The sequence below is a fragment of the Rhodobacter sp. NSM genome, from assembly GCF_052244495.1.
GTDB lineage: Bacteria > Pseudomonadota > Alphaproteobacteria > Rhodobacterales > Rhodobacteraceae > Cereibacter_A.
Map to the genome: position 1 here is coordinate 18,217 of NZ_JBQPXH010000006.1, position 11,600 is coordinate 29,816.

Genomic DNA, 11,600 nt, shown 5'->3' on the forward strand with positions numbered 1-11,600 from the left:
CGTTGGACGCAGTTAAAGGGCACAGGGGCGCGCCCGGACGGCTGGCGTCAGCCAGCAGGCAACGGGATCACGTCCACCGCGTGGCTCGTCTTCTGGCCGCCGGCGATGCGCAGGATGCCAGAAACCGGCGCCACGTCGCCGTAATCGCGGCCGACCGCGGCCACGATGTGGTCAGCGCCCGCGAAGCAGCCGTTGGTCGGATCGTAATCCACCCAGCCCTCGGCCGTGCCGCACCAGGCGCGCACCCAGGCATGCATCGCATCCGCGCCCTCGAGCCGCGGCTGGCCGGGCGGCGGCACGGTGCGCAGGAAGCCCGAGACATAGGCGGCGGGCACGCCCGCGCCGCGCAGGCCCGCAATCATGATCTGGGCGAAGTCCTGGCAGACACCGTGGCGGTGGGCGAAGGCCTCCTCGGGCGGCGTATCCACCGAAGTCGCCCCGCCGTCGAAGCGCATGTCCCTGTTGAGCGCGAGACCGAAGGCCTCGACCGCCGCCCGAGCGGTGGGCGCCGTGGCGAGGGCCTCGCGGGCGTAGTCGGTGATGGCGAGGACCGGCCGGATGCGCGGCGAAGCCGGCAGGAAGTGATGCGGAGATGCGGGACCGAGGTCGGACACGGCCACGATCTCGGCAGGCAGGCGCGCGAGCGAGACCGAGCGGTCCTCGGCCGGGCCCTCGAACAGCCGGTCGACCTTGCAGGTGGCGGTGAAGACGATCTCGGAATGGTCGCAGGCGATCGTCACCTCGGATGTGCGGTTGCCGAAGAAGTCGATGAATTCCGACCGCTCCGCAGGACGGGGGCTGATCGCGATCAGGTCGTGAGAGATGTCCTGCACGCCGGGAATGGCAGCGGGCAGCAGGCGCAGCAGGTGCCGACCGCCCGAAGCCGGGCGGGCGTAGTGGTAGGTGACGGAGAGGCGGACCTGATAGAGCATTCAGCACAGCCAGGTTTCGGTGATGAGGTCGGAGATGTCCCAGATCGCGGCCCGTAACGCCCAGAGGGACTGCGTATCGAGCTGTTCGGCGCGTTCCGTTGCAAGGTTGGTGCGCGTGCGCAGGACGAGGCGGAGGAAATCCGGCATCGGGGTCGAGGTCGCGCCGGGCAGGAGCCGCACCTGCTCGTGGATGCCGTCGAGCTGGAACAGGATCGAGCGCGGATTGAGTCCGTCCAGCGCCAGCAGGTCCACCACGGTCTCGCGGGTCGTGGTCACGGCGAAGCGGCGCCGGTGGGTCATGACCGAATCTCCCACCTCGACTGCAAGATCGAGACCTCCGTCCGGCGCATAGGGATCTGCCAGCGTCGCGAGCAGCGCGGCCATCGTCGCCCCGCGCTCGACATGGCGGCCGAGTTCGAGGAACCGCCAGCCGGTCACGCGATACATGTTCTCGTGCACGAGGCCGGAGAAGCCGGTGATCTTGCGCAACAGCACCGAGAGGGCGCGGGCGGCGTCATCGCCGGGCTCGACCCGGTCGGCCAGACGCCGCATCGTCTTGTCGAGATCCGCAAGCGACGACCAGCCATCCGGCGAGAAACGGTCGCGCACCTGCCCGGCGCTGGCAATGGCCGAGCGCAGGGTCTGGATCAGCCCCTTCGGAATCCCCTCCTCGGGATCGACGCCCTGCCCGCGGAACAGGGGGACGAGCGCCGCGATGAGCGGCGCATTGGCATCGCCTGTCTCGGCCAGCCGGACGTGGCGGGCGCGCAGAAGCCGCATGATGCCCTCGGTCCGCTCGACGTAGCGGCCGAGCCAGAAGAGGTTGTCGGCCGCCCGCGCCGGCAGCGCGCCCTCTTGCGACCTCAGCTGTGCCCGCTGGGCGGGAATCATGCTGGCTGTCTCGACGGGGTTCGCGCTCACGATCCAGACATCGGCCGCAGCGCCACCGTGCTGCATGGCGATGGCGCGCGGCTCGGAGGTGCGGCCGATCCGGGCGAAACCGCCGGGCATGACCTGCCAGCCTGTTGGCGTCCGGGCGAGGAACACGCGCAGGCTCATCGGCCGGGGCACGAGCTGGCCGCCAATATGGGCCGGCGTGGTGGAGAGCACGACGGATTCCTGTCCGACAAGACCCGCTCCCTCGCGCTCGAGCCAGGATGCGGGGTCGCGTGGGACGATCCGGCTTTCCGCCAGCGCCGCGAGTTCGTCCTCGATGGGTTGCCGGGTCGAGAGCGCGGGCGAGATCAGCATCCGGTTGGCATTGGCCGCGACATGGGCCCGCTCGGCCGCCTGCCCGCACCACCATGTGGCGATGTTGGGCAGGGCCAGTTCCTCGCCGCGCAGGGCCCGCGCGATGCGCGGCATGAAGGCGAGGAAGGCGCGGGTCTCGAGCACGCCCGAGCCGAGGTTGTTCACCAGCGTCGTCGAGCCGTGGCGCAACGCCGAGACGAGGCCGGGCGTGCCGAGTTGCGAGCCGCCCTCGAGTTCGAGCGGATCGGCATAGGCGCCGTCGAGCCGCCGCCAGAGCACCGAGACCGGCTGCGGCCCTGACACGGTCCGCACCTTCAACTGACCGTTGTCGACGGTCAGATCCTCGCCCTGAAGCAGCATGAAGCCGAGGTAGCGCGCGATCCAGGCGTGCTCGTAGTAGGTCTCGTTCAGGGGTCCGGGGGTGAGGATCCCCACCCTGCTCTGCGGATCGGCCTGCAACTCCTGCAGCGCGTCGCGGAAGGTGCGGAAGAAGCCCGAGAGGCGGTGGACATGGGCTTCGGCGTAGAAGTCCGAGAAGACGCGCGAGGTGGCGACCCGGTTCTCGAGCGCGAAGCCTGCGCCGGAGGGCGCCTGCGCGCGATCCCCCAGCACCCACCACTCACCGTCCGGGCCGCGGCCCACCTCGAACGCAAGGAAATGCAGATGGTAGCCGCCCCGCGGAGAGATCCCCACCATGGGGCGCAGCCATTCCGGATTTCCGGCGACCAGCGACGGCGGCAGCACGCCTTCGGCCACCAGACGGTTCGGGCCGTACAGGTCCGCCATCAGGGCCTCGAGCAGGTCCGCGCGCTGGATCAGCCCGTCACCCAGCCGCTGCCACTCGGCCTCCTCGATCAGCACCGGCACATGGCTCAGGGGCCAGGCACGCTCGGTAGAACCCTCGGCCGAATACTGGCGGAAGAAGACGCCCGCGTCGCGCAGATACTGGTCGCCGCGCCCGAAGCGGCGGGTGAGGTCGTCGGGCGAGAGACCTGCGAGGTGCCGGATGAAGCCGTGCCAGACGGGACGGATCTCGCCGGCCGGGTCCATCATCTCGTCGGGCACGCCGGGCTGGGGCCGGTAGCAGCCGGTCAGCCCGGGCAGGCCCGGCGCGGGACGCATCTTCCGGTCCATCAGAGGCCCGAGGGCCGGCGGAGGTCGAGCGTCATCGGGAACTCCGGATGCGGCTGCTCGGGCTTGAGCGGCCAGTGGCCCGCACTGTGCCCGTGCGGCATGAAGCGCGCAAGCCGACGCGCCTCGGCCTCGTTGCCGTTGACCGGGAAGGTCTCGTAGTTGCGCCCGCCGGGGTGGGCGACGTGGTAGACGCACCCCCCGAGCGACCGTCCCGACCAGCTGTCGTGGATGTCGAAGGTCAGCGGCGCATCGACGGGCAAGTTCGGATGCAGGGCCGCCGCCGGCTGCCAGGCCTTGAAGCGCACGCCCGCCACCGCCTCGCCGTTGCCCACCGGCCGCAGCGGCACCTCGCGCCCGTTGCAGGCCACGCGATAGCGCGCGGGATCGGCGCCCGAGAGCTTCACCTGAAGCCGCTCGGTCGAACTGTCGGTGTAGCGCACCGTTCCCCCGATGGCGCCGGTCTCGCCCAGCACGTGCCAAGGTTCGAGCGCCTGCCGGATCTCGAGATGCGCGCCCTCGTAGGTCACCTCGCCGCAGAAGGGGAAGCGGAACTCGGCCTGCGCCTTGAACCACTCGGGTTCGAGCTCGAAGCCATGCGCCCGCAGATCGGCCAGCACGTCGAGGAAGTCTTCCCAGACGTAGTGCTGGAGCATGAAGCGGTCGTGCAGCGCCGTGCCCCAGCGGGTGAGCGGCCCCGTCGCCGGGCTCTGCCAGAAGCGCGCGATCAGCGCCCGCAGGAGAAGCTGCTGGGCGAGGCTCATCCGGGGATCGGGCGGCATCTCGAAGCCGCGGAACTCGACGAGACCGAGGCGCCCGGTCGGCCCGTCGGGCGAGAACATCTTGTCGATGCAGATCTCGGCCCGGTGGGTATTGCCGGTGACATCGGTCAGGATGTTCCGGAGCAGGCGGTCCGGCACCCAGAGCGGGCCGCGGGGATCCTGCGGTCCCGGGATCTGCGCCAGCGCGATCTCGAGCTCGTAGAGGCTGTCGTGCCGCGCCTCGTCGATGCGGGGGGCCTGGCTCGTCGGGCCGATGAAGAGCCCCGAGAAGAGGTACGAAAGCGACGGGTGCCGGTTCCAGTGCAGGACCAGGCTGCGCAGCAGGTCCGGCCGGCGCAGGAAGGGCGAATCCATCGGCGTGCGGCCGCCCACCACGACATGGTTGCCGCCGCCGGTGCCGCAGTGCTTGCCGTCGATCATGAACTTGTCGGCGCCGAGCCGGCTCTGGCGGGCCTCCTCGTAGACCGCGGTGGTGATCGCGACGCAGTCGTCCCAGCTGGCGGCGGGGTGGATGTTCACCTCGATCACGCCCGGATCTGGCGCCACGCGGATCACGTTCAGCCGGGGATCGTGCGGCGGCGCATAGCCCTCGATATGGACCGGCAGGCCCATCTTCCGCGCCGCTTCCTCGGCGGCGGCAACGAGGTCGAGGTAATCCTCGACCGCCTCGACCGGAGGCATGAAGATGCAGAGCCGCCCGTCGCGCACCTCGACCGCAAGCGCGGTGCGCACCGACCCCTCGTCGCCGAGGATCTGCTCGACCATCGCCTGACCCGGGGTCGAGGGCGTGAAGCTCGCCACCGAGGGATCGGGGTTCTGCAGGGGCACGATCTGCGGACCGCCGGCGGGCGGCAGGGGCCCGCGCTCGACCGTGGGATCGGTGGGGTTGATGTAGGGATAGCGCGAAGGCGGCACGTAGGACAGCGCGCCGAGTGGCAGCCGGTAGCCCACCGGGCTGTCGCCCGGCACGAGGAAGAGGCGCTTGCGGCGCAGCTTCCAGCGCTCCGACCGCCAGCGGGGGCGGTTTGTGGGGCGCGACTGCCAGCGCTGCACCGGCAGGACGAAGCCCGAGGGCTCGGTCAGCCCGCGCTCGAAGACGCGTGCCATGCGCAGACGCTCCTCGGGGTCCTTCAGTTCGGAATTCTCGGGCGTCACGTTGTCGGGAAGGTTCGCCTCCTTAAGGAGCCATTCGCCGGGATCCTCGTAGGCCGGCACCACGAGATCGGGCTCGAGGCCCAGTTCCTCGGCGATGCCCTGCATCAGCCGCTCGGCCTCTGTCTTTCCCACATCCGCGCGCGGCGCCTCGCCCGCCACAAGGTCCGGATCGCGCCAGATCGGCTCGCCATCCTCGCGCCAGTAGAGCGAGAAGGTCCAGCGCGGCAGCGTCTCGCCCGGATACCACTTGCCCTGCCCGTAATGCAGGAAGCCGCCGGGCGCGAAGCGGTCGCGGAGCCTGCGGATCAGCCGGTCCGCGAAGGTGCGCTTCGTTGGCCCCACGGCATCGGTGTTCCACTCGCCCGCCTCGAAGTCGTCGATGGACACGAAGGTGGGCTCGCCCCCCATCGTCAGCCGCACGTCACCCGCCTTCAGCGCCGCATCGACCTTGTGCCCGAGGGCGTCCAGCCGCTCCCAGCTCTCCTCCGAGAAGGGCCTGGTGATGCGCGGATGCTCGGCCACGCGTGCCACCTTCATGTCGAAGGCGAAGTCCACCTCTGCATAGCTCGCCATCCCGGCGATGGGGGCCGCGTTGCGGAAATGCGGCGTGGCCGCGAGCGGGATGTGGCTTTCGCCCGTCAACAGGCCCGAGGTCGCGTCGAGGCCGATCCAGCCCGCGCCGGGCAGGTAGACCTCGGTCCAGGCATGCAGGTCGGTGAAGTCGTGGTCGGTGCCCGAAGGCCCGTCGAGCGCCTCGAGGTCCGGCTTCAGCTGGATCAGGTAGCCCGAGACGAAGCGGGCGGCGAGGCCGAGGTGCCGCAGGATCTGCACCTGCAGCCAGGCGCTGTCGCGGCACGAGCCGCGCCTGTGGACGAGCGTCTCCTCGGGCGTGAACACGCCCGGCTCCATGCGGATCACATAGGCGATCTCGCTCGCCAACCGGGCGTTGAGTCCGACCACCATGTCCACCGTCCGGCAGCGCTCGCGCGGGATCGTGTCGAGGAAGGCCTGCAGATGCGGCCCCGCCGGCTCGGGCGTGCGGTAGATCGAAAGGTCCTCGAGGATCTCCTCGGGATAGTCGAAGGGCCAGTGCTCGGCGCTGTCCTCGACGAAGAAGTCGAACGGGTTGTAGACGGTCATGTCGGCGACGAGGTCGACCTCGATCCGGAACTCGGTCACCGGCTCGGGAAAGACGATGCGTGTCAGCCAGTTGCCGTAGGGATCCTGTTGGTGGTTCTCGAAATGGCCGCCCGGCGAGACCTTCAGCGAATGCGAGATGACCCGCGTGCGGGAGTGCGGCGCGGGGCGCAGGCGGATCACCTGCGGCCCGAGCGTGACCGGCCGGTCGTAGCGGTAGTGGGTCAGATGGTGGATGCTGGCCTTGATCGACATGTCGCTTGTCCGTTGTCCGGGGAGGCCGACGGTTCCACGGATAGCGGTGGCCTGCCAATGGCTGATCGCCCGCCCGCGGCGAAAACTTCGGCGAGGGAGCCGCGCATGCCCAAAGGTTAGGCAGCGACTTCGCCGGGGTAGAGAGTCAGACGAGGACCGGCGGCACCAGTTGCGGTCGGCGCAGCGTCTCGCGCGCGCGCCGGATCAGACGCTCGGGCGTCGAGCGGAAGAAGAGGCCGGGCCGCATCGGCTTGCCCACCTGCAGCACCGGGCGCGGCAGGCCCATCCTGTCGTAGACCGGTGCCCGATCAGCAAGCCTCAGGCCCAGGTCGCTGGCCAGCAGATGGGGCTTCTCCGTCAGCGGATCGGGCATGAGGCCCATGAACTCGCCCTGCCCGGCATGGGCCAGCACCAACCCCTGCGGTCCCAGCCGGTCGAGGATCACGGCCGCCACATGGGTCAGCATCTCGTGATACTGCACGGCCGACGCACCGGCCGCGATGGCGCCCGCGTTGCCGATACGGAACGCGAGCGCCGTCTGGCTGCCGCGTCCATCGCGCATTCGGTCCTGAAAGGTCGGCAGGTCCACCATGCCCTCAACGCCCAGAACGGGCTGCGGATCGCCGAAGCCCGCGGCTGCGAGCCCGCGCAGCCGATGCGCAAGGGTGCTCGACCTCCGCCGCTCGTCCGTCAGGCGTGCGGCCATGCCCAGACGCGCCCGAAGCTCGAGCGGATCGATCTGGCGCGAGACATAATCGGACGCGCCCGCCGCCAGCGCTTCGGCCAGAACATCCGAGCGATCCGACCCTGCGATCAGAAGGATGGGCGTCGACGCATACTCGGGCAAGAGCCGCAGGCGGCGGCAGAGCACGGCCGCACCGCCCGGCAGATCGAGATCGAGGATGATGCAATCGAACCGCGCCCCACCCCCGAGAAGGCGCAGAGCCTCGCCCGCAGTGGCCGCGCAGTCGGGTTCCGGCAAACCGATGCCGTCGAGCATCTGGCGCAGCACCAGCACGAAGGCCGGGTCGTTATCGATCACCAGAAGCCGCATACTGCTCACCCCGCGGGCCTCTTGCTCGCCTTAATTCTGCCTCGACCGCAAGTTAGCGCAGATTTTTGAATTCGACCGTAATCGATGTAGATTTCGCTGATAATTATCCGGACTCCGGCAAAAATCCGCTTACTCCCGCTATGCGTGTGCGGCATCAACTGCAGAGCAAGGCGTTCCGCCCCAAGCCGGCCCGGCGACAGATCACCGCCACGAGAAATTTACGACCGCGGACGTCGAGACGCCGCGGCCGATGAAGCGGGAAGGCTCCGTCTTTACTTGCGGGTGATCCGACCCTCCGTCACCGCAGTATAGGGCGCGTGCGCGGCCAGATACTCCGCCGTGACATCAGCCAGGTCCGGCCCGAAGTCATAGGCATCGCTGGCATCGACAAACATCGCATAGCCATCCCCGCCCTGCCGGACATAGTTGTTCGACACGACACCGTAGGTCTTCGTCGGGTCGATGGGCTGCCAGTCGCCCTCTTCCATGACCATGACCTCAGACACGCGCGAGCCCGCCGGCGCGGCCGGATCGAACGTGTATTTGAGCCCGGCCACCTGTGCGAACCGCCCGGCTTCCTCCTCGAACTCGCTCACCCCGTTCTCCAATGCGGCCACCACGGTCTCGCCGGTCACCTGAAAGGTCGAGAGCGTGTTCTGGAAGGGCAGCACGGTCAGCACATCGCCCATGGTGACCGTGCCCGCTTCGATCGAGGCACGAAGCCCGCCGCCGTTCGCGATGGCGATCCGGATGCCCTGATCGCGCACCCTCTCGAGCATCGCGTCGGCGACGAGGTTGCCCATCTCGCACTCCTGGCTGCGGCAACTCTCGCGCGAGCCGTCGATGGCTTCCGGCACCTCGGCCACGACCTTGCTGCGGATCTCCTCGAGCGGGGCGGCAAGTTCCTTCACGCGCTCGACCGTCGCCGCATCCTCGGCCACGGAGGCGTCGATCAGCTTGGGCGCGCCCTCGGCCGAGACAAGCGCCCCCGCATCGTCGAAGGTGACGTTCAGCTCACCCAGATACTTGCCGTAGGAATAGGCGGTGACGATGGCCACGTCGTTCACCATCGTCGGATAGGGCCCGGCCGCCGCCTCGTCCTCGTTCGACAGAAGTGTGTGCGAATGCCCCCCCACGATCACATCGACGTCCGTGAGCTGCGAGGCGATCTGCTTGTCGGCCTCGTATCCGAGATGCGAGAGCAGGATGATCTTGTTCACGCCCTCTGCCGTCAGCCGGTCGACCTCGGCCTGCGCCGCCTGCGCCGGATCGGTGAAGATCACATTCGGACCCGGGCTGGCGAGCTCGGCGGTGTCGAGCGGCGTCAGCCCGACGATTCCGATCTTCTCGCCACCCTTCTCGATCACCACCGACTTCTGAACCTGCTCGCGCAACTCCGCCTCGCCCGTCAGGTCGGCATTCGCCATGAGGAGCGGCGTCTCGAGCTTCCGTGCGAACTCGGTCAGGACCTGGGGGCCGTCGTCGAACTCGTGGTTGCCCACCGCCATCGCGTCGTAGTCGAGCTTGTTCATGAACTCGGCTGCAAGATCTCCCTTGTAGCGCGTGTAGAAGAGCGAGCCCTGGAACTGGTCCCCCGCATCCAGCAGCAGCCGCGTCCCGCCCTGCCCGCGCGCCTCGGCGATGGCCGTGACCAGCCGGGCGATCCCGCCGAAGCACTCTCCTGCCGCGTTGTCCTCGGGCGGGCAGGTCGAGTCGTATTTCGAGATCGGCTCGAACCGGTCGTGGAAATCGTTCGTGTGCAGGATGGTGAGCTCAAAGTCGGCCCGCGCCGCGCCCGCCGCCAGCGTCAGCACCGCGGCCGAGGCGAAAAGGGTGGATTTCATGTCTATGCTCCCGGTCTGGACAGGTGCGGCCAGAGTGCGGGGACGGGCCTCTGCTGTCAAAGGCAGAAGGGAAAGCTGACGCTGGGGCAGGCCCTTCGGCGAAGCCCACCCGCCATCGGCCGTATTGACCGCCGCCCGGTCCGGGTGCATGAGGCTTGCATGCTGATCTTCAAGATTTTCCGCCGCACCGAATGGGATGACTTCCGCCACGCCGGCGCGACCGCCGGAGCGCCCGTCGATCTTGCAGACGGCTACATCCATCTGTCGACGGCAGCGCAGATCGCCGAAACGGCGGAAAGGCATTTCGGCAGCGAGAGCGACCTCGTGCTCGTCGCCGTGGACCCCGATCGCGCGGGACCGGCCCTGAAGTGGGAGCCGTCGCGCGGCGGCCAGCTCTTCCCGCATCTCTACCGCAGAATGACCCTCGACGACGTGGTGTGGGACAAGTCGCTCCCGCTGGGCGCCACCGGCCACATCTTCCCCGAGGGCCTCTGGTGAACATCCTGGAACGCGCGGCTCTGACAGCCCTTCACCGGATGGATCCGGAGAAGGCGCACTCCCTGTCTCTTTCGGCACTTCGATCGGGTCTGGTGCCCCTTCCGGGGCCGGTCAGCACCTCGCGTCTGGCGACGGTCGTGGCCGGTCTGCCGCTGCCGAACCCGATCGGGCTGGCGGCGGGATACGACAAGAACGCGGTCGCGCTGCCGGCCCTGATGCGGGCAGGCTTCGGCTTCATTGAAGTCGGCGCGGCGACCCCGCGGCCCCAGCCCGGCAACCCGCAGCCGAGGCTGTTCCGGCTGACCGAGGACCGGGCCGCCATCAATCGGTTCGGCTTCAACAACGACGGCGCGGCGACGATCTGCGCCCGCCTGGCGATGCGTCCCCGTGGGCCGGTGCCTGTCGGTCTCAACCTCGGGGCCAACAAGGACAGCAGCGACCGAGCCGCCGATTTCGGCGCTGTGCTGGCCGCCTGCGGACCTCATGCGGATTTCGCGACGGTGAACGTGTCATCGCCGAATACCGAGAGGTTGCGGGACCTGCAGGGCGGTCAGGCGCTGGCTGCACTGCTGGAGGGCGTAATGCAGGTGCAGGCGACGCTGGGCAGGCCCGTGCCGGTCTTCCTCAAGATCGCGCCGGACCTGTCGGACACCGATCTGGGCGATATTGCCGAAGTGGCTCTGGCCTCGGGGATCGCGGGCATCGTGGCTACGAACACAACCCTTTCGCGCGAGGGGCTGCGCAGCATCCACGCCCACGAAACCGGTGGCCTGTCCGGTGCACCGCTCTTCGAGCGCTCGACCCGTGTGCTGGCCCGCCTTTCGCAGCTTACCGAGGGACGCCTGCCGCTGATCGGCGTCGGCGGGATCTCGAGCGCCGAGCAGGCTTATGCCAAGATCCGCGCCGGCGCCTCGGCGGTGCAGCTCTACACTGCGATGGTCTATCAGGGCATCGGGCTTGCCGCCCGGATCGCCAGAGGGCTCGACGACCTCCTCGCGCGCGACGGATTCGCCAATGTGGCCGAGGCTATCGGATCGGGCCGCGCCGAGTGGCTGCCGAGGTAGCGGATCTGTCTCCGAAAAAAGCATTCATCCGCTCTGCGCCTACACGATTCCAGCAGATCCCTGCAGGAGCCGGGTTGAGCATCGAAAGAGCACACGAGCTCCGCCGGGTGGCACTCGATCGACGTTTTCAGAAGGCCTTGAAGGTCATCGTCGTCAGCGTCCGCTGGATGCCGGGAATATCGAAAAGATTTTCCGAGAGGAACCGGCCGGTGTCCTGATCCGCCGGAACATAGACTTTGGCGATCAGGTCGAAGTCGCCCGATGTCGAGTAGAGTTCCGAGACCACCTCGCGGTCGTAGATCGTGTCTGCCACCTCGTAGGTCTTTCCGGGCACGCAGCGAAACTGGACGAAGACGCAACGCATGTGCTTGCTCCCTTGCACTTTTTCCGGACTGTAGCCGCGCGGAAGGACAAAGTCACGCTCAGGCGAGGCCGGATCCGCGGTGCGGCCTGTCGCAACACCGGAGGCCGCCGCCATTGCGCCCCGGAGGCATGAC

At 68.7% G+C, this 11,600-nt stretch carries 8 protein-coding genes; 2 read left to right on the forward strand and 6 right to left on the reverse strand.

Annotation, left to right across the window (positions count from 1 at the left end; translation table 11 throughout):
* Positions 1-47: 47 nt before the first annotated feature.
* The 5 genes from ACTVZP_RS13265 to ACTVZP_RS13285 all read right to left on the reverse strand — a co-directional run bounded on the left by ACTVZP_RS13265 (position 48) and on the right by ACTVZP_RS13285 (position 9,541).
* Entirely contained in the window at positions 48-932 is an 885-nt protein-coding gene (locus ACTVZP_RS13265) for a transglutaminase family protein (protein ID WP_443212626.1), read from the reverse strand.
* Positions 933-3,317 (reverse strand): circularly permuted type 2 ATP-grasp protein, encoded by a 2,385-nt coding sequence (locus ACTVZP_RS13270; RefSeq protein WP_443212627.1) that lies wholly within the window; start codon positions 3,315-3,317, stop codon positions 933-935.
* Entirely contained in the window at positions 3,317-6,643 is a 3,327-nt protein-coding gene (locus tag ACTVZP_RS13275; protein ID WP_443212628.1) for a transglutaminase family protein, read from the reverse strand. The genes ACTVZP_RS13270 and ACTVZP_RS13275 overlap by 1 nt, the downstream gene beginning before the upstream one ends.
* 145 nt (positions 6,644-6,788) lie before the next feature.
* Entirely contained in the window at positions 6,789-7,697 is a 909-nt protein-coding gene (locus ACTVZP_RS13280) for a response regulator (RefSeq protein ID WP_443212805.1), read from the reverse strand.
* A 272-nt stretch (positions 7,698-7,969) separates the two neighbouring features.
* Positions 7,970-9,541 (reverse strand): bifunctional metallophosphatase/5'-nucleotidase, encoded by a 1,572-nt coding sequence (locus ACTVZP_RS13285; RefSeq protein WP_443212629.1) that lies wholly within the window; start codon positions 9,539-9,541, stop codon positions 7,970-7,972.
* 159 nt (positions 9,542-9,700) lie between these two features.
* Here ACTVZP_RS13285 and ACTVZP_RS13290 point away from each other — a divergent pair, with 159 nt between their 5' ends.
* Complete coding sequence (locus ACTVZP_RS13290; RefSeq protein WP_443212630.1) at positions 9,701-10,039, forward strand: DUF952 domain-containing protein; 339 nt, start codon at positions 9,701-9,703, stop codon at positions 10,037-10,039.
* Complete coding sequence (locus ACTVZP_RS13295; protein ID WP_443212631.1) at positions 10,036-11,103, forward strand: quinone-dependent dihydroorotate dehydrogenase; 1,068 nt, start codon at positions 10,036-10,038, stop codon at positions 11,101-11,103. Before ACTVZP_RS13290 ends, ACTVZP_RS13295 begins: the two co-directional genes overlap by 4 nt.
* 127 nt (positions 11,104-11,230) lie before the next feature.
* Here ACTVZP_RS13295 and ACTVZP_RS13300 read toward each other — a convergent pair whose 3' ends face one another.
* Positions 11,231-11,467 carry an Lrp/AsnC ligand binding domain-containing protein gene (locus ACTVZP_RS13300; RefSeq protein WP_443212632.1) on the reverse strand — a complete coding sequence of 79 codons (237 nt, stop codon included), beginning with the start codon at positions 11,465-11,467 and terminating at the stop codon, positions 11,231-11,233.
* Positions 11,468-11,600: the final 133 nt, after the last annotated feature.

Bases quoted from the DNA above. Each gene is read 5' to 3' on its own strand.
- ACTVZP_RS13265 (WP_443212626.1), bottom strand. From the start codon at position 932: ATGCTCTATCAGGTCCGCCTCTCCGTCACCTACCACTACGCCCGCCCG.
- ACTVZP_RS13270 (WP_443212627.1), bottom strand. From the start codon at position 3,317: ATGGACCGGAAGATGCGTCCCGCGCCGGGCCTGCCCGGGCTGACCGGC.
- ACTVZP_RS13275 (WP_443212628.1), bottom strand. From the start codon at position 6,643: ATGTCGATCAAGGCCAGCATCCACCATCTGACCCACTACCGCTACGAC.
- ACTVZP_RS13280 (WP_443212805.1), bottom strand. From the start codon at position 7,697: ATGCGGCTTCTGGTGATCGATAACGACCCGGCCTTCGTGCTGGTGCTG.
- ACTVZP_RS13285 (WP_443212629.1), bottom strand. From the start codon at position 9,541: ATGAAATCCACCCTTTTCGCCTCGGCCGCGGTGCTGACGCTGGCGGCG.
- ACTVZP_RS13290 (WP_443212630.1), top strand. From the start codon at position 9,701: ATGCTGATCTTCAAGATTTTCCGCCGCACCGAATGGGATGACTTCCGC.
- ACTVZP_RS13300 (WP_443212632.1), bottom strand. From the start codon at position 11,467: ATGCGTTGCGTCTTCGTCCAGTTTCGCTGCGTGCCCGGAAAGACCTAC.